The following is a 24,293-nucleotide window of genomic DNA, read 5'->3' as shown; positions in this document are numbered from 1 at the left end:
ATGAAGCACGCACGCACGACCCTCGCGGTCGTCTCCGGTGCCGCCGCACTGGCACTGGTCCTCACCGGTTGTTCCGCCGGCGGCAACGCCGCCCAGGACGGCCCCGCCACCCTCAAGGTCTGGACCGGGTTCACCGGCGGCGACCGACCGGGCTACGCCACCATCGTCAAGGACTTCGAGAAGTCGCACCCCGACATCAACGTCGAGATGACCGTGCAGCCCTGGGACACGATCCAGCAGAAGCTGCCCTCGGCCTGGCTCACCGGCCAGGGCCCGGACGTCGCCGCGGTCTCGTCCGACCCGAACGCCGTCGCCCAGTACGTGAAGACCCGCTCCGTCCTGCCCATCACCGCCACCGGTGCAGGCAGCGGCAAGATCAACACCGAGTCGTTCGCGCCCGGCACGGTCGAGGAGTTCACCTACGACGGCAAGCTCTACGGTGTCCCCGCCAACTTCGCCACGCTGAGCCTGTACTACAACAAGAAGCTCTTCGCCGATGCCGGCATCACCGATCCGCCGGGGACCGTCCAGGAGATGGCGGCGGACGCGAAGAAGCTGACCACCGGCGGCAAGTACGGCATCGCGCTCGCCGACAACCAGACCATCCAGATGTGGCCGGTCCTGCAGTGGCTCGAGGGCGGCGACATCGTCAGCGGCAAGGGCTGCAGCGTCGTCCAGACGTCCGCCGGGCAGAAGAGCCTGTCGACCTGGGCGGACCTGGTCGCGAAGGACAAGGTCAGCCCCGTCGGCCTCACCGGCGCCGAGGCGGACTCGCTCTTCTCGGCCGGCAAGGCCGCGATGGAGATCAACGGCCCCTGGGCAGCGTCCGGGTACAAGGACGCGGGCATCGACCTGGGGATCGTGAAGGTCCCGGTCGGCGTCGACGGCAAGTCGAGCACGCTCGGCTCGATCGCCCCGCTGTCGATCTCCGCGAAGACCAAGTACCCGAAGCAGGCGCAGGAGTTCCTGGCATACTGGACGTCGAAGACCGCCCAGCAGAAGTTCTCGCTGCAGACCGGGTTCCCGCCGCTCCGCACCGACCTGTCCGACGACGCGAAGCTCACCGCCGACCCGACGGTCTCGGTCTTCGCCAGCCAGGTGCCCGACGCGCGCCTGTACCTGCCGCACGTCACGAACGCCACGAAGGTCGACTCCGACGCGTACGTCCCGCTCATCGGCGAGATCACCCGCGGCAAGTCCGTCGCCGACGCCACGAAGAGCGCCGGCCAGGCGATCAACGGCCTCACGGGCTGCAGCAAGTGACCGACCAGCTCACCGGTTCGGCCCCGCCACGCGCCCCGCGTGGCGGGGCCGCCGCCCCGGACGGGCGGGAGGCCCGCCCCACCCGGGTCCGCACCCGCCGGTTCCAGCCGGCCTGGCTCTTCATGGCCCCGTCGCTGCTCATCCTCGGCGCCTTCGTGGTCTTCCCGATCCTGCGGTCGCTGTACTACTCGTTCTTCGACTGGACGGTCGGTGCGGCCACCCAGCCCTTCGTCGGCTTCGGCAACTACGTCACGCTGTTCCACGACGGACAGTTCTGGAACGCACTGCGGATCACGCTCGAGTTCACCGTCGTCTCGGTCGTGCTCCTGGTGGTCTTCGGCTTCATCGCCGCGCTGCTGCTCCAGCGGGACACCCTGGCGAACCGGATCGTCCGCTCGGTGTTCTTCTTCCCGACCATCGTCTCCCTGGTGACCATCGGCCTGGTCTGGAAGTTCCTGCTCGACCCCGACATCGGCCTGGTCGGCGGCATCACCGCGGCCCTCGGGCTGCCGAGCGTCGCCTGGCTGCAGTCGACGTCCCTGGCCCTGCCGACGATCGTCTTCGTCTCGGTGTGGAAGAGCATCGGCTTCGCGATGATCCTGTTCGTCGCCGGACTCAAGGGCGTGCCCGCCGAACGCTACGAGGCCGCCCGGATCGACGGCGCGAACACCTGGCAGACGATCTGGGGGATCACCCTGCCGAGCATCCGCCCGACCATGCTCTTCACCTCGATGATCCTGACGATCCAGTCGTTCCAGGTCTTCGACCTCGTCTACGTGATGACCGGCGGCGGTCCGGTCTTCCACACGGACACGCTCGTGAACCTGCTCTACCGCGACGGGTTCGTCAACTACCAGACCGGCTACGCGTCGGCGATCTCCTGGGTCCTCTTCGTGATCATCATGCTCATCTCCCTCCTTCAGCTCCGGCTCTTCCGGTACGACGATGTCGACTGAGGCGCGCACGCGGCGACCGTCCCTGACGGAGCCGACCCGTGCCTCCCGTCCGACACCGGACCGACGGTCCGCCGGCCGCGGCCGGATCCGGCGCACCGGCACCGCGCGCACCGGGTCCGTCCTGAAGTGGGTGTACCTCGGCATCGGACTGGTGTTCGCCCTCGTGCCGTTCATCTGGATGGTCAGCGGGTCGTTCCGGTCCGAAGCCGACCTGTTCGGCCACCCGGCCAGCCTGTTCCCGACCAGCGTCACCCTGCACGGCTACGTCGGGGTCTGGCAGCAGCTGCCGTTCCTGCGCCTGCTGGCCAACTCGTTCCTGTTCACGATCGTCACCACGGTGCTGACGCTGCTGTTCGACTCGATGTGCGCCTACGCCCTGGCCCGGATGCGGTTCGTCGGCCGGAACGTCGCGTTCGTGCTGGTCATCGCGACCCTGATGGTGCCGTTCCAGGTGACGCTCATCCCGGTGTTCGTGGAACTGTTCCACCTGGGCTGGCTGAACACCTACCAGGGGCTCATCATCCCGCGGGCGACCAGCGCGTTCGGCATCTTCCTGTTCCGCCAGTTCTTCATCGACATCCCCGTCGAACTCGACGAAGCCGCCCGCATCGACGGCGCCGGACACTGGCGGATCTACTGGCAGGTGATCCTGCCGCTGGCGAAGCCCGCCATCGCGACGGTCGCGGTCCTCAACGGCATGGCTCTCTGGAACGACCTGCTCTGGCCACTCGTCGTCACCACGTCGAACGACATGCTGACGCTGCCCGCCGGCCTGACGCTGTTCGGGGGAGCGCACGTGACCGACCACGCGGTCCTGCTCGCCGGCGCCGTGATCTCGCTCGTACCCATCGCGCTCGGCTTCTTCTTCGCCCAGAAGTACTTCGTCGCCGGCGTAGCCACCACGGGGCTGAAGTGACGGCCGCGGGCGGAGCGTTCCCCGCCGGCAGCTTCACCTGGATCGCCGGCATCGAGGACACCTGCGTGCACCCGCCCGAACGCTTCGCGATGGCGCCGCTCGACGAGCACGAGCTCACCGGCCACGACACCGCCTGGCGCTCGGACCTGGACCTCGTCCGATCCCTCGGCGCGACCGCCCTGCGGTACGGGGTCGACTGGCCACGCGTGCACCTGGCACCCGGGGTGTTCGACTGGGCCGTCCTCGACGACCGCCTGGCGTACGCGGCCGGGCTCGGGCTCACCGTGATCGCGGACCTGGTCCACTACGGCACCCCGACCTGGCTCGACGACTCGTTCGCCGACCCGGCCTACCCCGATGCGATCGCCTCCTTCGCCGGGGCCTTCGCCGCCCGGTACACCGGCGTCGTCGACCACGTCACACCGCTCAACGAGCCGATCACCACGGCGTCCTTCGCGGGCCTCCGCGGGGTGTGGCCGCCCGCCCTGACCGGGTGGGACGGCTGGACCGCGGTCGTCCTCGGCATCGCCCTGGGCATGCAGCAGAGCGTCGCGGCCGTCCGGTCCGCCAACCCCGGCGCCACGATCGTGCACGTCGAGGCGACGTCGATGTTCAGCACCGCCGACCCCGGACTCGGGGCCGAGGCAGCGCTCCTCACCGACCTCGGCACCGTCCCGACCGACCTGGTGCTCGGCCGTGTCGACCCCAGCCACCGCTCGTACCGGTGGCTGCTCGAGCACGGTGCGACCGAGGCCGGGCTCGCCGCCCTGGTCGACGGGGCCGTCACCCTCGACCTCCTCGGCGTGAACTACTACCCGGACCTCTCACCGCGCCGACTCGAACCCGGCCCGGACGGCACCGTGCAGCACGCCCACGACCGGTGGACCGCGGGACTCGTCGAGTCGCTGACGGGCTTCGCCGAGCGCTACGGGCTGCCGATGCTCGTCACCGAGACCTCGATCGAGGGCGACGACGACCTCCGCTCGCGGTGGGTGCAGGACTCGTCCGCCGCCGTCACGGCGCTCGCCGACGCCGGCGTCGACGTGCGCGGCTGGACCTGGTGGCCGGTGTTCGACTTCGTCGACTGGTCGTACGCCTCCGGCGGCGTCAACGTCGAGGAGTTCGCGGTCGCCCCCGAGGTCCTCGCGGCCCGCCAGCAGGTCGGGGGAGCGAAGGAGCCGTTCCTCCGGCGGATGGGACTCGTCCGGTTGGAGGAACGGGCCGACGGCACGCTCGACCGGGTCGAGACCGGGGCCGCGGCGGCGTTCCGCGCGGCGGCGACGGCGACGAGCGTCGCCCGTCCCTAGCGACGACGGACGGGAGGCCCGTCACCCGACCGGTGCGTGCCTCCCGTCCGACGTGTGGTCGGCCCGGTCAGTCCGCCGCTGCGGTCGCGACCGATCCCGTCGCGACCGGACCGGTCGCGGGTGCGGCGGCGACGTCGGGGACGGCGCTCGACCGTCGCGAGCCGAGCGACAGGAGCACGACCGCGCCGATGACCGCGACCGCACCGGCGAACCAGAAGTCAGCAGCGATCCCGAAGCCCGTGACGGCGAGGCCGCCGACCACGGACCCCGCCGCGATCGCCAACTGGATGGTCGTGACGAACAGGGCCAGACCGCTCTCCGACCCGCCGGGGGAGGCGGTCGACATCCACGTCTGGGTCCCGAGCGGCAGGGCGCCCCAGACGAAGCCCCACACGACGAGCAGGGCGAACACCCCGACGACCGAGTGTGCCGCCAGGGGCAGCAGGACGACGGCGGCGGCGAGGACGACCTTCGACACCCCGATGGTGCCGAGGACGTTCCGGCTCAGCGTCACGCCCGCGACGAAGTTGCCCGCGATGCCGGCGACGCCGAAGACGAGCAGCGCCAGCGTGACCGTGTCCGGGCCCACCCGCACCGACTCCTGCAGGTACGGCGCGACGTACGTGTACGCGGCGAACTGGGCGACGAACAGGAACGCCGTCGCGATGAGTCCGACGCGGGCACGCTGCACCCGGAGCAGTCCGCCCACCGTCCGGAACCGCACCCGCTGCACCGACGGGATGCTCGGCAGCATCACGAGCTGCAGCACGAGGGCGACGACGCCGAGCGCGCCGCCGATGACGAACGCCAGCCGCCAGCTGGCGAGCGACGACACGAACGCTCCGAGCGGCAGGCTCACGACCGTCGCCACCGAGACCCCGGCCGTGATCAGCGACGTGGCCCGGATGACGGATGCCGGCGGGACGAGGCGGCCCGCGATCCCGGCGCCGATCGCCCAGAACCCGCCGATGCCGACCCCGAGCAGCATGCGGGCGACGAGGAGGACCCAGAACGTCGGGGCCAGTGCGGCCAACGCGTCCGCCACCACGAGCAGCACGGTCAGCGCGAGCAGGACCGTCCGGCGGTCGAGCCGCGACGTCGCGACGGTCACGACCGGGGCGGCGACCGCGCCGGTCAGGCCGGTGAAGACGACCATGAGACCGGCGGTCCCGATGCCGACGTGCAGGTCGTCGGCGATCGCGGGCAGGAGGCCGATGGGCAGGAACTCCGAGAGCACGAGGACGAACGAGCCGAGGGCGACCGACAGGACGCTGAGCCATCCGTGTCGATCCGCTGGTGAGGTCATGGACGCGACAAGCGCCGGCCGGCTCCGTCCATTCCGGTGTGACGGTCGCCGGCCCGTCCGTGTCCGGACCGGGACGCGCCCGGCCGCGGCGGGCCTCCTGGACGCCACCGGCCGCGGTGGGCAGGATGGGCGGAGGGGACAGGGGGAGCACATGACGGGTGCAACAGCGCCGTGGTCGGACGACGAGGACGACCAGTGGGACGCGCACGCCGGGGCGCGGGCGGCCGAGCCGTCCGACGAGTCGGGGCCGGGGTCCTGGGTGTTCGCGACGGTCGTGCTGGTCGCCGCCGTCGTGGCGGACGCAGCGCTCCTGAGCCTGCCGTTCGGACGACTCCTGCGCCTGCCGGAACCCGTCGGCCAGGCGGTGCTGGCACTGGTCTTCGGCGGTGTCCCCGTCGCGACCGTCCTCGCCGGACTCGGTCTGCTGGTCGGGGGCCCGGCCCGGCGGCTCGTGCACCTCGCGGTCGCCCTCGTGTGCATCCCGCTGTCGATCGGGGCGGGCCTGAGCCTCGGGCTCGGACTGAGCTTCGGGCCCGGCGGCATCGTGTGGGCGGTGCTCATGTTCGGCATCGTCCTGGCCTTCGTGCTGACCCTCGCGGGCCGGGCGCTCCGACGGCCGGCGCCGCACTACGCCTCGAACGACTTCGCGGCCCGCGACCGTCGGCTGACGCGCCTGGTCGTGTGGGGCTGGGTCGTGGTGGCCCTCGTCTCGTCGGTGCTGTCGACCGGGCCGTTCTTCCTGCTGACCAGACTCGCCGCGGGGGAATCGTCCTCGTTCCCGCCGATCCCGGTGCTGCCGGTGCTCCTGGCCGTCGTCGTCCTGCTGCTCGTCGTGCGCCGGCGGGGCCTGCGGCGGCACGCGGTGTCTGCTGACGCGCTCTCGTCGCCCGACGTCGACGCGCATCCGGGGGCCGAGGCGTGACCCGACCCCCTCGGCCCGGCGAACCCGGACGGCGGCCCGCCCGTCGTCGACGTCCTCGTCGGGCGGCGGAGCCGTTCACCTGGCGTCGCTTCGGAGCCGGGGTGTGGCAGTTCGTCCCGAACCTGTCGGTGTACCTCGGCGCAGCGTGCCTCCTCGTCACGCTGTTCGGACTCGGCCCCGCGGTCCGGGCCCACGACCAGAACGTCGAACTGCACCGCGTCGGGGTGCGCACGACCGCCGAGGTGGTGAACGTCCGGAAGGAACACCACCACAGTCGGCACAACAACTGGGACGAGTGGATCCCGACGACCCAGCAGACCGTCGACGGCCAGACCAGCAGCACCGAGCTCGAGCAGTACTCCTCGAAGGACGAGGACGTCTTCCACCGCGGACAGCGGTTCGCGGTGCTCGTCGACCCGGACGACCCCGACTCCGTCGTGCTGGCATCGGACGCTGCACGGGAGCGCGTCGCCGCCCGGCTGCACCTGTCCGTGGGGATCGCGATCGGCAGCGTGGTCTTCCTCGGCATCGGCATCCCGGCCGTGGTGCACCGTCGGCGGCACGACCCGACGCTGCAACGGCGTGGGGCGAAGGCGGCCCGGCAGGCGGCACGCGAGAAGGCCCGACTCGGCTGAACAGGGTCGGGTCCGTGCGGACCCGGCTCAGCCGCCGAACGCCGAGATCTCCTCGAGCAGCGGCTCGTGCATGGCACGACGGAGGACCGCGGCGCCGGCGAAGACGCTGGCCCGGTCCTCGTCCGGGAGGCTCGCGAGCAGTCCGACGATCTCGGTGCGTCGACGCTCCATGACGTCGGCGACGAGCGCGCGCCCCTGGTCGGTCGCGCCGACCAGGACCTCGCGCCGGCTCTCGCTGCTCGGCAGTCGTTCGACCCAGCCGTCCGCGACCAGCCGGTCGACGTTGCGGGTGAGGGTCGACGGCCCGACCGCGAGCCGCTCGGCCAGGTCGCCGGAACGGGTCGGGCCGAGCGCGGTGACGAGGACGATCAGCCGGAACTGCGGGACAGTGACGTCCTCGAGTGCCGGGGCCAGGGACCGGGCGACGACTCCGAGGAGTCCTCGCGAGGCCGCGAGCAGTTCGTCGATCCCCTCGGGAGGTGCGGCAGACATGGGACCATCCTGCCCCGCCGGTCAGGACACCCCGAGCAACCGACGTACCCCGACGTCGAGCTGTCGGCGTGCCGCTGCACCGTCCCCGTGCACCTTCGCGCGCAGCGCGACCCCTTCCCAGAGCGCGACGAGCAGGTCGGCGGTGACCGTGGTGTCGACCGAACCGTCGACGTCGCCCGCGTCCTGTGCGGTCTGGATGAGGGCCTCCAGTCGTGCCGACCACCCGGCGAAGATCCGCTCGACGTGCGCGGCGACGGTCGGCTCGTCGCTGGCGGTGTCGGCCGCCAGGTTGCCGAGCAGGCACCCGCGGACCACCCCCATCTCCTCGAGGCGGGAGCCGAGGAACGCGAACTGGTCGACGATCCGGTCGAGGGCGCGTGGCAGGGACGGGTCCTCGAGGATCTCGCCGCCGTTGCCCGCGACGAACCGGTCGGCGGCGGCGACGGCCAGGTCGGCCTTCGAGCGGAAGTGGTTGTAGAACGAGCCCTTCGGTGCGCCCGCGGCGGCGGCGATGCCCGCGACCCCCGCGCCCTCTGGGACGGGGTCGTCGCCGGGGCGCACGAGGTGCTCGCCGACGACCTCACCAGGTAGGTGCGCGCCACGCTCGGCGCGCCGGTCGAGGCGCGGTACCCGGTGCTCGCGGGAGAGTGACGGTCCGGCCCGCGCGTCGGGGCGCCGCGCGGGCCGCGGGACGCCGCCGTCCGACCGAGACGCCGCGCGGGCCGCGACGCGCCGCCGTCCGGCCGAGACGCCGCCGAACTCTGCGGCGTCTCAGCTGTTCGGAGGCGTCTCGGGCGGACGCCGGCGTCTCGGGCAGACGCCGCTGCCGCCCGCAGCCGCGTCCACCTCAGGCCGAACCGCGCCAGACCACCTCGGTCGGCAGGACCAGCCCCCGAGGCTCGGTCGACGGCTCCGCGATCTGCTCGAGCACCTGCCGTGCCGCCTGCTCGCCGAGCGTCCGGGCGGGCTGGCGGACGGTGGAGAGCTCGGGGTCGCATCGGAGTGCCCAGGCGCTGTCGTCGAACCCGACGATGCCGATGTCCTCGGGCACGCGCTTGCCCCGACGCTGCAGCAGGTCCATCGCACCGGCGGCGACGGCGTCCGACGCGGCGAAGACCCCGTCGATGTCGGGTGCCCGGTCGAGCAGTTCGCGCATGCCCTCGGCGCCGGCGGTGTAGCTGAACAGGGGGTTCCGGGCGACGAGGTCCGGGTCGTACCGGTCGCCGAGCGCCGACGCGAAGCCGGCGAGTCGGTCCTGCCCGGAGTCGCGGTCGAGTCCGGAGGCGAGCATCGCGATGCGCTTCCGCCCGGTGTCGACGAGTCGTCGGGTGATCCGTTCGGCGGCGTCGCGGTTGTCGATGCCGATCCACGAGATCGCGGCGGCGTCGGGCGGGTGTCCGACGAAGCAGGCGGGCAGGCCGATCTCGACGATCGCCTTCGTGATCGGGTCGTCGTCGCGGGCGGACAGGACGATGGCGCCGTCGACGAAGCCGCCGCGCAGGTACTCGACGACGCGGTGGCTGTCCCGCGCCGAGTCGACCATGATCGTGACGAGCTGCTGCTCCGCCTCGGACAGGACGCTGTTGGTGCCGATGAGGATGTTGCCGATGTTCGGGTCGTCGAGGACCACGACCGAGGGTTCGTGCACGATGAGCGCGATCGCGCCGGAGCGGCGGGTGACCAGGCTGCGGGCGGCGGCACTGCGGACGTACCCGACCCGCCGGATGGCGTCCTGTACGGCTTCGCGTGCGGCGGCGGAGACGTACTGCTCGTCGTTGAGGACCCGTGAGACGGTGCCGCGGGAGAGCCCGGCCGCGTCGGCGATGTCCTGGATCGTGGCGCGTCGGCGCGCTGTTCTGACCTCGGACATCCCGCCACTGTAGCCGCGCGTCGGGCCGCGGTGTTGACACGACGGCCCGAGTCGTGTTGTATCTGGGATCGCTCCCAGAACGGATTTCGACAGCGGTTTCGAATCCGAGCTGGGATCGCTCCCAGACTGATGCGGCGCAACCCGTCCGCAGCAGTCTGGGACCGCTCCCACACATGCTGGGTCCTTCACCGCCGAAGGGGTCGTACCGACCGAGGCACCGAGGGGCCCCGATCGACGAGGACCCTTCGTGACCACCACCCTGCCCGCACCGGTCGGCGACGCCCCGGCTGCTCCGGTCGCCGCCGTCGAGCCGGCCGAGAGCGCCCTCGGTCTCGGCTCGACCGGCCTGGCCTTCGGCTGCGACTACAACCCCGAGCAGTGGGACCACGCCACCTGGGTCGAGGACGTCCGCCTGATGCGCGAGGCCGGCATCACGATCGTCGCGATCAACGTCTTCGGCTGGTCGCAGGTCGAACCGCGGCCGGGCGAGTACGACTTCACCGCGCTCGACACCGTCATCGACCTGCTGCACGGCGCCGGCATCGCCGTGGACCTGGGCACCGGGACCGCCTCCACCCCCGCCTGGCTCACGACCATGCACCCCGAGGTCCTGCCCGTCACGGTCGACGGCACCACCCGGTTCCCCGGCGGCCGCCAGGCGTTCTGCCCCGCGTCCCCGATCTACCGCCGGTACGCCCTGGCCCTGGTCGAGGCCACCGCCGCCCGGTACGGCGACCACCCGGCGGTCCGGCTCTGGCACGTGTCGAACGAGCTCGGCTGCCACAACGCCCGCTGCTGGTGCGACGTCTCCGCCGACGCGTTCCGCACCTGGCTCCGGGCCCGCCACGGCAGCATCGAAGCGCTCAACACCGCGTGGGGCACCGCCTTCTGGAGCCAGCGCTACGGCTCCTTCGACGAGGTCCTGCCACCCCGCCTGACCCTGTCGACCGGCAACCCGGCGCAGCAGATCGACTTCGACCGGTTCTCCTCGGACACCCTCCTCGAGCACCACCGCGCCGAGACCGCCGTGATCCGCAGGCACAGCACCAAGCCCGTCACGACGAACTTCATGGTCGCCGCCCACATCACCGCGATGGACTACTGGTCCTGGACCGGCGACATGGACGTCATCGCGAACGACCACTACCTCGACAACCGCCTGCCGCGCCCGAACGTCGAGCTCTCGTTCGCCGCCGACACCACCCGCGGCCTCGCCGGCGGCGCCCCCTGGCTGCTCATGGAGCACTCGACCGGGGCCGTCAACTGGCAGCCGCGCAACCTCGCCAAGGCGCCGGGGGAGATGCTCCGCAACACCGCGGCGCACATCGCCCGCGGAGCCGACGGCGTCTGCTTCTTCCAGTGGCGCGCCTCCGTGCAGGGGTCGGAGAAGTTCCACTCCGCACTGCTGCCGCACGCGGGCACCGACTCGCAGGGCTGGCGCGACGTGGTCGCGCTCGGCGCGCTCGTCGACCGCCTCGGCGAGCTCCGCGGCTCGCGGGTCACCGCCGACGTCGCGCTCGTCTTCAGCTGGGAGAACCAGTGGGCGGCCGACCTGGAGGCCCACCCCACCACCGCGGTCCGCTACCTGGAACAGGTCCACGCGCTCTACACCGCACTGTGGGACCTCGGCGTCACGGTCGACGTGGTCGCGCCCGGCGCCCCGCTCGACGACCACTCGGTCGTCATCGTCCCGGAGCTGTACCTGGTGCGCGACGAGCACGCCGCCGTCATCGCCGACCACGTCGAACGGGGCGGCCACGCGCTCGTCACCTTCTTCAGCGGCATCGTCGACGAGCAGGACCGGGTCCGCACCGGCGGCTACCCGGGCGCGTTCCGCGAGGTGCTCGGCATCCGGGTCGACGAGTTCCAGCCGCTCGCCGAGGGCGACGTCGTCGAGCTCTCCGACGGCGGCACCGCGACCACCTGGTCCGAGCCGGTCGAACTGCTCGACGCCGCGAGCATCGTCGACTACGCCACCGGCCCGCTCGCCGGCCGCCCGGCGGTGACCCGGAACGACCACGGGGCCGGGTCCGCCTGGTACCTCTCCACCGTCCTCGACGACGCGTCGCTGCAGTCCCTCGTGCAGAAGGTCCTCGCCGAGGCCGGCGTGCACGGCGACCCGGCGACCGCACCCGGCCTCGAGGTCGTCCGCCGCCGGGACGACGAGCACGAGTGGGTCTTCCTGCTCAACCACTCGGACCGGACCGTGCAGCACCACGAGGCGGGCCACGAGCTCGTCACCGACCAGGCCGTCGCGGGCGTCACCGCGATCGAGCCCGGCGGTACCCAGATCATCCGCACGGACAGGAAGCGCTCATGACCACCACCACCCAGCGGCGCCGGACGGCCACACGGCCGCACCCGGCCAAGCGTCCGGCCGGCGGCGGCTCCCGCTACCGCCGCGCCATCGCGGTCTTCGTCGTGCCGTTCGCGGTCCTCTTCACCGCGTTCTACCTCGTCCCGATCCTCTACGCCGTGTGGCAGTCGCTGCAGAAGATCGAACGCCAGGGCACGTTCGGCGCTCCGACGCAGGTGTTCGGCGGCCTCACCCAGTACGTCCTCGTGTTCCAGAACGACGTGTTCTGGGGCTCGGTCCTCCGCGTGCTGCTGTTCGGCGTCGTGCAGGTCCCGGTGATGCTCGGCCTGGCGCTCGTCTTCGCCCTGCTGCTCGACTCGCCCCTGCTCCGCGGCAAGCGGTTCTTCCGCCTGGCGTTCTTCGCCCCGTACGCCGTCCCCGGTGTCATCGCCGCGATCATGTGGGGCTACCTGTACGCCCCCGACCTGTCGCCGTTCTCCGCCGTCACCTCGAAGGTCGACCTGCTCGGCAGCGGCACCGTCCTCTGGGCCGTCGCCAACGTCGTCACCTGGGTCTTCGTCGGCTACAACATGCTCATCATCTACTCGTCGCTGCTCGCGATCCCGACCGAGATCTACGAGGCCGCGAAGCTCGACGGCGCCTCGCAGTTCCGGATCGCCGTCTCGATCAAGATCCCGATGGTCGTCCCGGCGATCGTCCTCACCGCGGTGTTCTCGGTGATCGGCACCCTGCAGCTGCTCACCGAACCGACCGTGTTCCGGCAGTTCACCTCGACGATCTCGTCGACGTTCACGCCGAACATGCTCGTGTACTCGACCTCGTCGGTGCCGAACTTCAACCTCGCGGCGGCGTTCTCGGTGGTCCTCGCCGTCGCCACCTTCATCCTGTCGATCGGGTTCCTCCGACTGACCCAGCGGAAGGACGCCTCGTGAGCGTCAACGCACCCTCCCGACGCGACGCGAAGCGCGACGCAACGAGCGCGGCGGACGCACGCCGGGCCTCCCGTCCGGACACCGGACGCCCGGACGGCACACGCGGTCCCCGCGAGAGCGTCATCTCGCGCAGCGCCGCGATGCTCGTCATGGGCGTCTTCACCCTCTACTTCCTGCTGCCGATCTTCTGGCTGCTGGTGTCGTCGACGAAGACCGTCGCCAACTTCAACTCGACCGCGCCGCTCTGGTTCAGCGCCACCGCGATCCAGGACACCATCACCAACCTCGGTGAGCTGTTCACGCGACAGGACGGCATCTACCTGCGCTGGATGCTCAACAGCATCGCCTACGCCGGCGTCGCCGGACTCATCGGCACGGTGCTGTCAGCGATGTGCGGGTACGCCCTGGCCAAGTACCGGTTCCGCGGCCGCGAGGCACTGTTCAACGTGTTCCTCGGCGGCGTCCTCGTGCCGGCGACCGCGCTCGCCCTGCCGCTGTTCCTCATCTTCAGTCAGGTCGACCTGACCGACACGTTCTGGTCGGTGTTCCTGCCGAGCATCGTCAGCCCGTTCGGCGTCTACCTGTCCCGGTTGTTCGCGGCGTCCAGCGTTCCCGACGAGATCATCGAAGCCGCCCGCATCGACGGCTCCGGTGAGGTCCGGACGTTCTTCACCGTCGCCGTCCGCCTGATGTCGCCGGCCCTCGTGACGATCTTCCTCTTCCAGTTCGTCGCCATCTGGAACAACTTCTTCCTGCCGCTCGTGATGCTCCGCGACTCGTCGTTGTTCCCCGTCACCCTCGGCCTCTACACGTGGAACTCGAGCGTGAACCAGTACCCGGACCTCCGGACCCTGGTGCTCATCGGGTCGTTCGTGTCGATCATCCCGCTGCTCGTCGCCTTCCTCAGCCTGCAGCGGTTCTGGCGCTCGGGGCTCGGCTCCGGCGGCCTCAAGTGACCTGCTCTCTTCCCCTCCCGCACCTCATCTCCACCCGAACGGAAACAGCATGAAGACAACGAAGTTCCTCAGTGCAGCCGCCGTCGCGCTCGCCGCGACCGTGGCCCTCGCGGGCTGCAGCTCCGGCGGTGGCAGCGGCTCCGGCGGCGGCTCGTCCGACTCCGCCGCCTCGAGCTGCAAGCCGTCCGGCGGCAAGGTCACGCTCGACTTCACCACCTGGGTCCCGAACATGGACAAGGTCGTCGCGGTCTGGAACAAGTCCCACCCGGACATCCAGGTGAAGGTCTCCATCGTCGCCAACGGCAACAGCGGCACGTACCAGAACTTCTTCAACCAGCTGAAGGCCAAGCAGGCGCCGGACATCGGCCAGGTCGAGTACGACTCGCTGCCGGCGTTCCGGGTGCAGGGCGGCCTCGAGAACATCGCGGCCTGCAAGGGCGTCAGCGACGTGAAGAAGGACTTCTCCGACGGCCTCTGGAACCAGGTCACCTTCGGCGAGACCAACTCGGTCTACGCGATCCCGCAGGACTCCGGCCCGATGGCGCTGTACTACCGCAAGGACCTGTTCGACAAGGCCGGTCTCGACGCCCCGAAGACCTGGGCCGAGTACGCCGAGGACGCCGTCAAGATCAAGGCGATGGGCGGCAACATCACCAACTTCGCCAAGGGCGACGTCAACCAGTTCGCCGGTCTCGTCTCGCAGGCCGGTGGCCAGTGGTTCAAGAACAGCGGCCAGGACTGGAACGTCAACCTGACCGACAGCGCTTCGAAGAAGGTCGCCGACTACTGGCAGGACCTCATCGACAAGAAGCTCGTCAACACGCTGCCGAGCTTCACCGACCAGTGGAACAGCGCCTACGACAGCGGCCAGGACTGGACCTGGGTCTCCGCCGTCTGGGGGGCGAACACCATCTCGTCCGGTGCACCCTCGACCTCCGGCAAGTGGGCGGTCGCCCCGATGCCGCAGTGGAAGTCGGGCGACAAGGCATCGGCTGCCTGGGGTGGGTCCTCGAACGTCGTCTTCTCCGGCAGCAAGCACCCCGCCGAGGCCGCGCAGTTCCTCACCTGGCTGAACACCTCGACCGAGGCGCTCTCGCAGCTCAACGAGGTCGCGAACCTCTACCCGGCATCGAGCACCGGCGCTGAGCTGCCCGCGCTCACCAAGGGCCTGGCGTTCTACGGCAACCAGAAGATCTACGAGCAGTTCGCCGATGCCGCGAAGGACATCCAGCCCTTCACCTGGGGCCCGACGATGACGCAGACCTACGCGGACGTCTCGGACGGCTTCGGCAGCGCGGCCTCCGGCAACGGGACCCTGCTCGACGCACTGCAGTCCGGTCAGACGAAGACGATCGCCGCGCTCGAGGCACAGTCGATCCCGGTCAAGAAGTAAGACACACGGCGCGAGTAAGGCACACAGCACGAACAGGGACGGGCCCCGGAGGATCTGCACACGCAGGTGCTCCGGGGCCCGTCCTCGTGTGGTCCGTCGTGCGTCAGCTCCGGCCGCGGTTCCGCCGCCGCACGGCCTTCGGCGCCCGACCGGCCATGAACGACCGCGCCGGGTCGACGACGAAGCCCTGCCGCAGCGCCTCGCGTCCGACGAGCATCCGGAAGCCCATCTGGTCGCGGTTGCTCAGCGTCACCTCGGCCATCACCGTGCGGCCGGCGAGCTCGATCGACATCAGCACGACGATCCGCTCCTGCGTGTGCCCGCTCGAGCTGCGGATCACCCGGCGGTCGTGGACGTCGCACTCCACGGTCTGCGGGTCGACGTCGGAGTCCTGCCACGGGTGCACCGAGAACCGGACGCGCTCGCCGGGCAGCTCCTGCACGTCGAAGGCGTGCAGCGCGGAGCTGCGGGCGCCGGTGTCGAGCTTGACCTTGATCCAGGGGATGCCGATGTCCGGCAGCGCTGCCCACTCTCGCCAGCCTGCGACGATCGGCACTCGGGACGCCGACTTCCCAGCGTCGGGGCGCTTCGCGGGCTCGGCCATGCCCCTATCTTGGCAGTGATGAAACTCGCCATCCTGTCGCGCGCTCCGCACGCGTACTCGACGCAGCGTCTCCGTACCGCTGCGGCCGAGCGCGGTCACACCGTCAAGGTGCTCAACACCCTCCGCTTCGCGATCGACCTGACCGGTGAGCAGCCGGACCTGCAGTACCGCGGCAAGCTGCTCTCCGACTACGACGCCGTCCTGCCGCGGATCGGCAACTCGATCACCTACTACGGCACCGCGGTGGTCCGGCAGTTCGAGCAGATGGACGTCTACACGCCGAACACCGCGAACGGCATCACGAACTCCCGCGACAAGTTGCGCGCGAACCAGATCCTGTCGCGGCACGACATCGGCATGCCCGCGACGACGTTCGTCAGCAGTCGCGCGGACGTCCGGGGCGCGATCGAGCGCGTCGGCGGCGCACCCGTGGTCATCAAGCTCCTCGAGGGCACGCAGGGCATCGGCGTGATCCTGGCTCCCGAGGCGAAGGTCGCCGAGTCGATCGTCGAGACCCTGCACTCCACCAAGCAGAACGTGCTCATCCAGCGCTTCATCGCGGAGAGCCGCGGCAAGGACATCCGCGCCCTGGTGGTGGGGGACCGGGTGGTCGCGGCGATGCGCCGCTCGGCCTCGGGTGACGAGTTCCGGTCGAACGTGCACCGCGGCGGCACCGTGGAGCAGGTCACGCTGACGCCGGAGTACGAGGAGGCGGCGGTCCGCTCGGCGCAGATCATGGGCCTCCGGGTCGCCGGTGTGGACATGCTCGAGGGCAACGACGGTCCGCTCGTGATGGAGGTCAACTCCTCCCCGGGCCTCGAGGGCATCGAACGCGCCACCGGTCTCGACGTCGCCGGCGCGGTCATCGACTTCATCGCGAACCAGGTGGCGTTCCCCGAGATCGACGTCCGGCAGCGCCTCAGCGTCTCGACCGGCTACGGTGTCGCCGAGCTGCTCGTGCACACGAACGCGGACCTGGTCGGCAAGACGATCAAGGACTCCGGGCTCTGGGACCGGGACATCACCGTCCTGACCCTGCACCGCGGCAGTGCGGTCATCCCGAACCCCCGCAGCGGCGTCGTGCTCGAGCCCGGCGACCGCCTGCTCTGCTTCGGCAAGCTCGAGGAGATGCGGTCGATGATCCCGGACCGCCGTCGACGCCGGACGAAGCTGCGGAAGCTGTCGAAGGACTCCCTGCCCGACAGCTGACCGCGTCCCCGCCCGGCCGGCAGACGACCAGGAGACGGCCAGGAGGCGCGGCCCACCCCGTCAGCGCACCGCCCGTCCCGAGACCACAGGTCCCGAGACCACAGGATCCGAGACGACCGCTCCGCGGATCGCCTGGAGCACCACGTCGAGCGCCCGGTCGAGCTCCGGCAGCGTCACGGCCCCGTACCCGAGGACCACACCGGGTCCGGAGCGTCCCCGCTCGGCCTCGTAGTCGGCGAGGTCCGCCACGAGCACCCCGGCCGCCGCCGCCCGAGCCACCACCATCGCACCCGCTGCTGCACCCGCACCCGCACCGGCGCCCACGCCCGTTGCCGGACCCGCCCACGTCAGGACCGTGTGCAGGCCGCCGGTCAGTGCCCGGGCCTCCAGGCCGGCGATCCCGCTGTCCGCCAGCCGGAGCGCGATCCGCTCCCGCCGGTGCGTGTAGTCCCGCCGGACCCTGCCCAGGTGCCGCCGGAACGCCCCGGTCCGCAGCAGGTGTGCGACCGCGACCTGCACCGGTTCCGCGACCACCGGCCCCCGTGCGGCCCGCGCGGTGACGACGGCGGTCCGGAGCGGCTCGGCCGAGCGGGGCAGCACCAGGTACGCGCACCGCAGCCGCGGGTCCAGGGTCTTCGAGAACCCGCCGAGGTGCACGACCACCCCGTCGGTGTCCAGCGCCGCGAGGGCCGGCACGGGTGCGCCGCGGTGCCGGAACTCCGAGTCGTAGTCGTCCTCGACGACGACCATGCCGGCCGTGGCGGCCTGCGCGAGGAGCGCCCGCCGGTGCCCGACCGGCATCACGGACCCGAGCGGGTACTGGTGCGTCGGCGAGACGACGACCGCGTCGGCCGAGACCTGCGCGAGGACCGCCAGGTCGATGCCGTCCGAGGCGACCGGCACGGGGACGAGTTCCGCACCCGCACTCGTCAGCGCCCGTTGGCCGGAGCGGTAGCCGGGGTCCTCGACCGCGATGCGTGGCGCCCGACCGAGCCGGGCCCGGAGCGCCTCGACGAGCAGGGAGAGCGCCTCCGAGGTCCCCGCCGCGACCACGACGTCGGACACCGCCGGGCTGAACCCGCGCGCCAGCCCGAGCTGCACGACGACCTGCTCGCGCAGTGCCGGCAGGCCCAGCGGGTCGGACAGCCCGTTGCGGAGCGGGGCCTCGGCGGCGGCCCGCCACGCCGCCCGCCAGTCGCGGGGGCTGATCGCGGTGACGGCGGGGATCCCGGGTCGGCAGTCGAGGAGCGGCCCCGGTGCCGGCTCCGCGACCGGACGGGAGGCACGCCCCGCCCCCGCCGCTGCACCCGCGCCCGCCACCGGGCCGGCCCCGACCCCGGCAGGGACACCGACACCGTCACCGACACCGGCAGACCCGCCAGCGGCCGCGCCCCCGACCACCCGCGCCGCCGCTCCGTGCCGCGTCCGGATGTAGCCCTCGCCGTCGAGCTGGTCGTACGCCGCCACCACGGTCCCGCGGGCCACGCCGAGCTCGGCCGCCAGCGCACGGGTCGACGGCAGCGGGTCGTCCGCCCCGAGCGTCCCGTCGTGCACCAGCCCGCGGACCCGTGCGACGACCGCGGCCACCTTGCTCGACTGGTCCACTCGATCTGCCCCGATCTGGTCTACGTGCTGGTCCAGTGCCGACCCTAGCGTCGCACTGTGCCCATCGACGACGCCCTGCCCGCCCTGCCCACCGACGACGCCCTGCCTGCCCTGCCCTCCCTGGCCGTCCGCCGCCTCCGCGACCGCCAGCAGACCGACCCCGAGGCCCTCCGCCAGGTCCTCGCCGAGGGCTTCGTCGCCCACGTCGGCCTGGTCCGCGACGGCTTCCCGATCGTCCTGCCCTTCCTCTACGGCGTCGGCGACCTCGGCGCCGGACCCGTCCTGCTGCTGCACGGGTCGACCGGCGGCGGCCTCTTCCTCGACGCCGGCGACGAGGGCGTGCCCGTCTCGGCGACGATCACCCACCTCGACGGCATCGTCTTCGCCCGCTCGACCTTCGACAGCTCCGCGAACTACCGCAGCGCGATGGTCGTCGGCCGGGCCAGCGTGGTGCCGGCGGAGCTGCGGGCCGAGGCGCTCCGGCAGGTCGCCGACCACCTCATGCCGGGTCGTCGGGCGGAACTGCGCGCGATGACCGCGAAGGAGGTCCGCCAGACCCAGGTCCTGCACCTCCCGCTCGACGCTGCCAGCGTCAAGGTCCGCGCGGCCGGCGTGGGGGAGTCACCCGACGACGGCGAGGACCACGCCGTCTGGGCCGGTGTCCTGCCCGTCGCGCTCCGGGCCGGCGAACCAGTGGCCGGAGCGCTCGCCGCCGCGGCCGGGACGCCGGTCGACCCGTCGGTGCGCGCCCTCGCGGCCCGGCTCGACGCGGTCGCCGAGGGACTGGAGGCCCGGCTCGCCGCGCTGATGTGACCCCACTCCGCAACCCGCCTGGGCGCCGAGTCGGGCCTGCGCGGCGAGTCTGTGACGGACTGCAGGAACCAGGGCCCGTTCTCCAGGCGAGATCAGGTTCGTGACCAATACGTTATCTTCCCGAGTCGCCGCTCCCGGAAGGACGGCTCGAACCCGGAAGGAACCATGGGACGCCACGCTCTGCCTGCACTCGATGAGGACCGTCGAGACGCACCCGTCCCGCCCCCCGCAGCCGCTCCGACGCCGCGCGCCCGTGGCCGCCGCTCCGCCTCCGGCCCGGTCGTCGCCCGCTCCACCTTCGTCGAGCACCAGCGCCCGGCCCGCGTGGTCGCCCTCGCGCCCGCCCGGCCCGTGCGCCCCACGACGAGCGCGTTCGTCTCGCGGAACGCCGCGATCCGTGCCGAGCGTGCCGCCGACCCGCGCCACATCCGCCGTGCCGCGAACGCCAAGCGTGCCGCGCTGCTGATCGCCCCGGCCCTCGCGATCACCTCGACCCTGTCGCTGTCGATCCCGGCCGACGCCGCCACCGCCGTACCCGCACCGGCGACCACCACCACGACGTCGCAGGACCTGCAGACCTACACGGTCGCCCACGACGTGCAGGTGCCGATCGTCTCCTCCGACGGCGTGACGACCACCTCGATCGTGTCGTACCCGACCCTCGTGCTCCGCTTCGGCGTGACCGAGAACCAGGCGAAGTCGGCGCTGTCCGCAGCGCTCTCGGCCGGTGGCGACCGCGCGACCGTGCTCCAGACGGCGCTGCAGTACCTCGGCGACCCGTACGTCGAGGGCGGCGCGAGCCACACCGGCATCGACTGCTCCGGACTGACCATGGTCGCGTACCAGGCCGTCGGCATCCAGCTCGCCCACTACGTCCCGACGCAGGACGCCGTCGCCACGACCGTGCCCGAGTCCGAGGCGCTGCCCGGCGACATGGTCGTCTACGACAACGAGGACCACGTCGGCCTGTACCTCGGCCAGGGACTCGTCCTCCAGGCGCCGCACCCGGGCGAGGTCGTCGACATCGTCCCGATGTACCCGGCCGCGCACCACTTCGCACGCCTCCTGCCCGCCGGCTCCTGAGTCGAGTCCCCGGCGTGCCCGGACCGGCACGCCGAGACCCGGGACGCCGAGACCCGGGGCGGTGACCCCCTGACGGGCCGGACCGGTGCGCTCGACGGGTTGCGGGCCTCCCGTAAGCTGGAGTGATGGCCACCGACACCCGCACACCGTTCGAGGAGCAGCGCTCTGCCCGCCCGCAGGTGCGCCCGCGCACCGAAGGATGGCAGCAGGCGACCGGGACCGACGGACGGCCGCTGCTGCAGTTCGCGTCCCCGAAGCGGGGCAAGCCGCCGGTGCACCTGGCGGACCTGACGGTCGACGAGCGCGAAGCCCGGGTGAAGGAACTCGGGCTGCCCGGGTTCCGCGCCAAGCAACTCGCGACCCACTACTTCACGCACTACACCTCCGACCCGGCGAAGATGACCGACCTGCCGGCGGCGCAGCGCGACGAACTCGTCGCCGGGATGCTGCCGCCCCTGCTGACCGAGACCCGTCGTCTCGAGACCGACAAGGGCGACACGATCAAGTTCCTCTGGAAGCTGCACGACGGCGCCCTGGTCGAGTCGGTGCTCATGCGGTACCCGGGGCGCATCACGCTCTGCGTCTCGTCCCAGGCCGGCTGCGGCATGAACTGCCCGTTCTGCGCCACCGGACAGGCGGGGCTGACCCGGAACATGTCGACGGCCGAGATCATCGAGCAGATCGTCCGCGCCAACGCCGCCATCGCCGCCGGGGAACTCGGGGGCGACCCGCGCAAGGGCGGGCAGGACCGCGTCGACGCCGAACGCGTGACGAACATCGTCTTCATGGGCATGGGGGAGCCGCTCGCCAACTACAAGCGGGTGATGGACGCCGTCCGCCTGATGGTCGCGCCGCAGCCGAACGGGCTCGGGATGAGTGCCCGCGGCATCACCATCTCGACGGTCGGCCTGGTGCCGGCGATGCTCAAGCTCGCCGACGAGGGGATCCCGGTCACCTTCGCGCTGTCGCTGCACGCGCCGGACGACGAACTGCGCGACGAGCTCATCCCGGTGAACTCGAAGTGGAAGGCCGACGAAGCGATCGACGCCGCCCACAACTACTACGTCAAGACCGGTCGGCGGGTGTCGATCGAGTACGCGCTCATCAAGGACATGAACGACCACGCCTGGCGCGCCGACCTGTTGGCCGAGAAGCTCAACAAGCGCGGCAAGGGCTGGGTGCACGTCAACCCGATCCCGCTCAACCCGACGCCCGGCTCGGTGTGGACCTCGTCCGAGGTGCACGTGCAGGACGAGTTCGTCCGACGACTCAACGCCGCCGGCATCCCGACGACCCTCCGCGACACCCGCGGCAAGGAGATCGACGGGGCCTGCGGGCAGTTGGCCGCAGCCGACTGACGGTCGGCCACCGGTCGCCCGTTCGACCACGCCGGTCCCGTCGAGTCCGGTCTGCCAGGAGGCGCAGTGCCAGTGAGCACTGCGCCTCCCGTCGTTCCCGTGGCCGGTCGGCGCCGCTCCGCTGCGGGGCGCCCGGGTGCGACACGCCCGGGCGTCGGGCTGGCTTGGCGCTGCCGTTCACCCGTGCGTAAAGTAATCACTCGTTGCCGCTGAGGCGGAGAACGGAACGGCCGAGACACTGACCGGGTCACTGACCTGGAAGATGCAGTCTGGCTCCGATCTTCCCCGGGCAACGAACCAGCCTCTCTGGCGAGACATCGTGATGGTGTCGAGTGGGGAGTGCGTCTGGTCCTTGAGAACTCAACAGCGTGCACATTGTCAATGCCAATTTTATTGACCTCGTGCCCGGTCGGCTTTGGTTGACTGGGTCATGAAGCAATTCCTTTTGGATTGAAGATTGTCAGTAGACAGTCAACAGTCAAGATCAACTCGCTGACACTTCGGTGTTGGTTGTAATTTTTTACGGAGAGTTTGATCCTGGCTCAGGACGAACGCTGGCGGCGTGCTTAACACATGCAAGTCGAACGATGATCAGGAGCTTGCTCCTGTGATTAGTGGCGAACGGGTGAGTAACACGTGAGTAACCTGCCCCTGACTCTGGGATAAGCGTTGGAAACGACGTCTAATACTGGATATGATCACTGGTCGCATGGCCTGGTGGTGGAAAGATTTTTTGGTTGGGGATGGACTCGCGGCCTATCAGCTTGTTGGTGAGGTAATGGCTCACCAAGGCGACGACGGGTAGCCGGCCTGAGAGGGTGACCGGCCACACTGGGACTGAGACACGGCCCAGACTCCTACGGGAGGCAGCAGTGGGGAATATTGCACAATGGGCGAAAGCCTGATGCAGCAACGCCGCGTGAGGGATGACGGCCTTCGGGTTGTAAACCTCTTTTAGTAGGGAAGAAGGGAGCTTCGGTTCTTGACGGTACCTGCAGAAAAAGCACCGGCTAACTACGTGCCAGCAGCCGCGGTAATACGTAGGGTGCAAGCGTTGTCCGGAATTATTGGGCGTAAAGAGCTCGTAGGCGGTTTGTCGCGTCTGCTGTGAAATCCCGAGGCTCAACCTCGGGCTTGCAGTGGGTACGGGCAGACTAGAGTGCGGTAGGGGAGATTGGAATTCCTGGTGTAGCGGTGGAATGCGCAGATATCAGGAGGAACACCGATGGCGAAGGCAGATCTCTGGGCCGTAACTGACGCTGAGGAGCGAAAGCATGGGGAGCGAACAGGATTAGATACCCTGGTAGTCCATGCCGTAAACGTTGGGCGCTAGATGTAGGGACCTTTCCACGGTTTCTGTGTCGTAGCTAACGCATTAAGCGCCCCGCCTGGGGAGTACGGCCGCAAGGCTAAAACTCAAAGGAATTGACGGGGGCCCGCACAAGCGGCGGAGCATGCGGATTAATTCGATGCAACGCGAAGAACCTTACCAAGGCTTGACATACACCGGAAACGGCCAGAGATGGTCGCCCCCTTGTGGTCGGTGTACAGGTGGTGCATGGTTGTCGTCAGCTCGTGTCGTGAGATGTTGGGTTAAGTCCCGCAACGAGCGCAACCCTCGTTCTATGTTGCCAGCGGGTTATGCCGGGGACTCATAGGAGACTGCCGGGGTCAACTCGGAGGAAGGTGGGGATGACGTCAAATCATCATGCCCCTTATGTCTTGGGCTTCACGCATGCTACAATGGCCGGTACAAAGGGCTGCGATACCGTAAGGTGGAGCGAATCCCAAAAAGCCGGTCTCAGTTCGGATTGAGGTCTGCAACTCGACCTCATGAAGTCGGAGTCGCTAGTAATCGCAGATCAGCAACGCTGCGGTGAATACGTTCCCGGGCCTTGTACACACCGCCCGTCAAGTCATGAAAGTCGGTAACACCCGAAGCCGGTGGCCTAACCCTTGTGGGAGGAGCCGTCGAAGGTGGGATCGGTGATTAGGACTAAGTCGTAACAAGGTAGCCGTACCGGAAGGTGCGGCTGGATCACCTCCTTTCTAAGGAGCATCTGGTCAGTGCTGTTCACCGTGATGGTGGGTCAGTGGCTGGTCCAGGCGCCCGATTCGGACCGAACGTGTCCGACGGGTAGCTCATGGGTGGAACATTGACAGTGCAGTCGGGAGCGCGTCTTCCGGTCTCAGTACGTTCCTCGTCGTCGGTCTTGTGCCGGTGTTGGGGGGTTGGAACGGGTCGGTGGGGAGCGGGTTGGCTGGTGCACGTTGTTGGGTCCTGAGGGACCAGGCTTCCTGCTGTGGGTGGTGTCCGTGTTGGATGCCCACCTGTGGTGGGGGTTGGGCCGTATGG

General features: G+C 70.3%; 20 protein-coding genes and 1 rRNA gene. 15 read left to right on the top strand and 6 right to left on the bottom strand.

The genetic code is table 11. The annotated features are described in order from the left end of the window. Genes JOD51_RS10935 through JOD51_RS10920 form a run of 4 tightly spaced genes read left to right on the top strand, consistent with a single transcriptional unit; the run spans position 1 to position 4,442 of the window. Complete coding sequence (locus tag JOD51_RS10935) at positions 1–1,263, top strand: sugar ABC transporter substrate-binding protein (RefSeq protein ID WP_204608308.1); 1,263 nt, start codon at positions 1–3, stop codon at positions 1,261–1,263. Then, the gene (locus JOD51_RS10930) at positions 1,260–2,219 is read left to right on the top strand and encodes a carbohydrate ABC transporter permease (protein WP_204608306.1); all 960 of its coding nucleotides are present in this window, start codon (positions 1,260–1,262) and stop codon (positions 2,217–2,219) included. Before JOD51_RS10935 ends, JOD51_RS10930 begins: the two co-directional genes overlap by 4 nt. Next, positions 2,209–3,135, top strand: coding sequence for a carbohydrate ABC transporter permease (locus tag JOD51_RS10925; RefSeq protein WP_204608304.1), 927 nt, complete (start codon positions 2,209–2,211; stop codon positions 3,133–3,135). The genes JOD51_RS10930 and JOD51_RS10925 overlap by 11 nt, the downstream gene beginning before the upstream one ends. Continuing rightward, a complete protein-coding gene (locus JOD51_RS10920) occupies positions 3,132–4,442 on the top strand; it encodes a family 1 glycosylhydrolase (protein ID WP_204608302.1) in 1,311 nt (436 codons plus the stop codon). The genes JOD51_RS10925 and JOD51_RS10920 overlap by 4 nt, the downstream gene beginning before the upstream one ends. Positions 4,443–4,509: 67 nt before the next feature. Here the strand turns inward: JOD51_RS10920 and JOD51_RS10915 are convergent, their stop codons facing one another. Further along, positions 4,510–5,748, bottom strand: a complete 1,239-nt coding sequence (locus JOD51_RS10915; RefSeq protein ID WP_204608300.1) for an MFS transporter — start codon at positions 5,746–5,748, stop codon at positions 4,510–4,512. A gap of 151 nt (positions 5,749–5,899) precedes the next feature. On the opposite strand from JOD51_RS10915, the gene JOD51_RS10910 reads away from it, so the two are divergent. Then, on the top strand, positions 5,900–6,670 hold the full coding sequence (locus JOD51_RS10910; RefSeq protein WP_204608298.1) for a hypothetical protein: 771 nt from the start codon (positions 5,900–5,902) through the stop codon (positions 6,668–6,670). 101 nt (positions 6,671–6,771) lie between these two features. Continuing rightward, complete coding sequence (locus tag JOD51_RS10905; RefSeq protein WP_204608296.1) at positions 6,772–7,305, top strand: DUF3592 domain-containing protein; 534 nt, start codon at positions 6,772–6,774, stop codon at positions 7,303–7,305. 27 nt (positions 7,306–7,332) lie between these two features. Here JOD51_RS10905 and JOD51_RS10900 read toward each other — a convergent pair whose 3' ends face one another. The 3 genes from JOD51_RS10900 to JOD51_RS10890 form a co-directional block, all read right to left on the bottom strand. Beyond that, positions 7,333–7,797, bottom strand: a complete 465-nt coding sequence (locus JOD51_RS10900) for a MarR family winged helix-turn-helix transcriptional regulator (protein ID WP_204608294.1) — start codon at positions 7,795–7,797, stop codon at positions 7,333–7,335. A 21-nt stretch (positions 7,798–7,818) separates the two neighbouring features. Then, positions 7,819–8,358: a TetR family transcriptional regulator C-terminal domain-containing protein gene (locus tag JOD51_RS17120; protein WP_204608292.1), complete on the bottom strand. Its 540-nt coding sequence runs from the start codon at positions 8,356–8,358 to the stop codon at positions 7,819–7,821. A gap of 286 nt (positions 8,359–8,644) precedes the next feature. After that, positions 8,645–9,667 (bottom strand): LacI family DNA-binding transcriptional regulator, encoded by a 1,023-nt coding sequence (locus tag JOD51_RS10890; RefSeq protein ID WP_204608290.1) that lies wholly within the window; start codon positions 9,665–9,667, stop codon positions 8,645–8,647. A 247-nt stretch (positions 9,668–9,914) separates the two neighbouring features. Here JOD51_RS10890 and JOD51_RS10885 point away from each other — a divergent pair, with 247 nt between their 5' ends. Genes JOD51_RS10885 through JOD51_RS10870 form a run of 4 tightly spaced genes read left to right on the top strand, consistent with a single transcriptional unit; the run spans position 9,915 to position 15,265 of the window. Continuing rightward, positions 9,915–11,987 (top strand): beta-galactosidase, encoded by a 2,073-nt coding sequence (locus JOD51_RS10885; protein ID WP_307839455.1) that lies wholly within the window; start codon positions 9,915–9,917, stop codon positions 11,985–11,987. Beyond that, positions 11,984–12,916 carry a carbohydrate ABC transporter permease gene (locus JOD51_RS10880; protein WP_239539846.1) on the top strand — a complete coding sequence of 311 codons (933 nt, stop codon included), beginning with the start codon at positions 11,984–11,986 and terminating at the stop codon, positions 12,914–12,916. Before JOD51_RS10885 ends, JOD51_RS10880 begins: the two co-directional genes overlap by 4 nt. Next, the gene (locus JOD51_RS10875) at positions 12,913–13,872 is read left to right on the top strand and encodes a carbohydrate ABC transporter permease (RefSeq protein WP_372378000.1); all 960 of its coding nucleotides are present in this window, start codon (positions 12,913–12,915) and stop codon (positions 13,870–13,872) included. Before JOD51_RS10880 ends, JOD51_RS10875 begins: the two co-directional genes overlap by 4 nt. A gap of 49 nt (positions 13,873–13,921) precedes the next feature. Beyond that, positions 13,922–15,265, top strand: a complete 1,344-nt coding sequence (locus JOD51_RS10870; protein ID WP_204608288.1) for an ABC transporter substrate-binding protein — start codon at positions 13,922–13,924, stop codon at positions 15,263–15,265. A 103-nt stretch (positions 15,266–15,368) separates the two neighbouring features. On the opposite strand, the gene JOD51_RS10865 is transcribed toward JOD51_RS10870, so the two are convergent. After that, positions 15,369–15,869, bottom strand: a complete 501-nt coding sequence (locus JOD51_RS10865; protein ID WP_204608286.1) for an ATP-dependent zinc protease family protein — start codon at positions 15,867–15,869, stop codon at positions 15,369–15,371. Between the two features lie 18 nt (positions 15,870–15,887). On the opposite strand from JOD51_RS10865, the gene rimK reads away from it, so the two are divergent. Further along, positions 15,888–17,078, top strand: coding sequence for a 30S ribosomal protein S6--L-glutamate ligase (rimK, locus tag JOD51_RS10860; protein WP_204608284.1), 1,191 nt, complete (start codon positions 15,888–15,890; stop codon positions 17,076–17,078). 60 nt (positions 17,079–17,138) lie between these two features. Here the strand turns inward: rimK and pdxR are convergent, their stop codons facing one another. Then, a complete protein-coding gene (pdxR, locus tag JOD51_RS10855) occupies positions 17,139–18,683 on the bottom strand; it encodes a MocR-like pyridoxine biosynthesis transcription factor PdxR (protein ID WP_204608282.1) in 1,545 nt (514 codons plus the stop codon). Between the two features lie 57 nt (positions 18,684–18,740). Here pdxR and JOD51_RS10850 point away from each other — a divergent pair, with 57 nt between their 5' ends. The 4 genes from JOD51_RS10850 (at position 18,741) to JOD51_RS10835 (ending at position 23,986) form a co-directional block, all read left to right on the top strand. Further along, positions 18,741–19,496 (top strand): pyridoxamine 5'-phosphate oxidase family protein, encoded by a 756-nt coding sequence (locus JOD51_RS10850; protein ID WP_204608281.1) that lies wholly within the window; start codon positions 18,741–18,743, stop codon positions 19,494–19,496. A gap of 165 nt (positions 19,497–19,661) precedes the next feature. Then, positions 19,662–20,579 (top strand): C40 family peptidase, encoded by a 918-nt coding sequence (locus JOD51_RS10845; RefSeq protein ID WP_204608279.1) that lies wholly within the window; start codon positions 19,662–19,664, stop codon positions 20,577–20,579. A 125-nt stretch (positions 20,580–20,704) separates the two neighbouring features. After that, positions 20,705–21,937 (top strand): dual-specificity RNA methyltransferase RlmN, encoded by a 1,233-nt coding sequence (gene rlmN, locus JOD51_RS10840; protein WP_204608277.1) that lies wholly within the window; start codon positions 20,705–20,707, stop codon positions 21,935–21,937. Positions 21,938–22,456: 519 nt separating this feature from the next. Further along, positions 22,457–23,986: ribosomal RNA gene (locus JOD51_RS10835) — 16S ribosomal RNA — on the top strand. The last annotated feature ends 307 nt before the right edge of the window (positions 23,987–24,293 follow it).

This window comes from Curtobacterium herbarum (assembly GCF_016907335.1).
In the GTDB taxonomy this organism is placed as follows: domain Bacteria; phylum Actinomycetota; class Actinomycetes; order Actinomycetales; family Microbacteriaceae; genus Curtobacterium; species Curtobacterium herbarum.
This window is presented reverse-complemented; position numbering and strand designations above follow the sequence as displayed.

What these genes read in the sequence shown, in the direction of transcription:
- JOD51_RS10925 (WP_204608304.1), top strand. Translation starts at nt 2,209, where the DNA reads ATGTCGACTGAGGCGCGCACGCGGCGACCGTCCCTGACGGAGCCGACC.
- JOD51_RS10845 (WP_204608279.1), top strand. Translation starts at nt 19,662, where the DNA reads ATGGGACGCCACGCTCTGCCTGCACTCGATGAGGACCGTCGAGACGCA.
- JOD51_RS10915 (WP_204608300.1), bottom strand. Translation starts at nt 5,748, where the DNA reads ATGACCTCACCAGCGGATCGACACGGATGGCTCAGCGTCCTGTCGGTC.
- rimK (WP_204608284.1), top strand. Translation starts at nt 15,888, where the DNA reads ATGAAACTCGCCATCCTGTCGCGCGCTCCGCACGCGTACTCGACGCAG.
- JOD51_RS10900 (WP_204608294.1), bottom strand. Translation starts at nt 7,797, where the DNA reads ATGTCTGCCGCACCTCCCGAGGGGATCGACGAACTGCTCGCGGCCTCG.
- JOD51_RS10865 (WP_204608286.1), bottom strand. Translation starts at nt 15,869, where the DNA reads ATGGCCGAGCCCGCGAAGCGCCCCGACGCTGGGAAGTCGGCGTCCCGA.
- JOD51_RS10880 (WP_239539846.1), top strand. Translation starts at nt 11,984, where the DNA reads ATGACCACCACCACCCAGCGGCGCCGGACGGCCACACGGCCGCACCCG.
- JOD51_RS10910 (WP_204608298.1), top strand. Translation starts at nt 5,900, where the DNA reads ATGACGGGTGCAACAGCGCCGTGGTCGGACGACGAGGACGACCAGTGG.
- JOD51_RS10935 (WP_204608308.1), top strand. Translation starts at nt 1, where the DNA reads ATGAAGCACGCACGCACGACCCTCGCGGTCGTCTCCGGTGCCGCCGCA.
- rlmN (WP_204608277.1), top strand. Translation starts at nt 20,705, where the DNA reads ATGGCCACCGACACCCGCACACCGTTCGAGGAGCAGCGCTCTGCCCGC.
- JOD51_RS10870 (WP_204608288.1), top strand. Translation starts at nt 13,922, where the DNA reads ATGAAGACAACGAAGTTCCTCAGTGCAGCCGCCGTCGCGCTCGCCGCG.
- JOD51_RS10890 (WP_204608290.1), bottom strand. Translation starts at nt 9,667, where the DNA reads ATGTCCGAGGTCAGAACAGCGCGCCGACGCGCCACGATCCAGGACATC.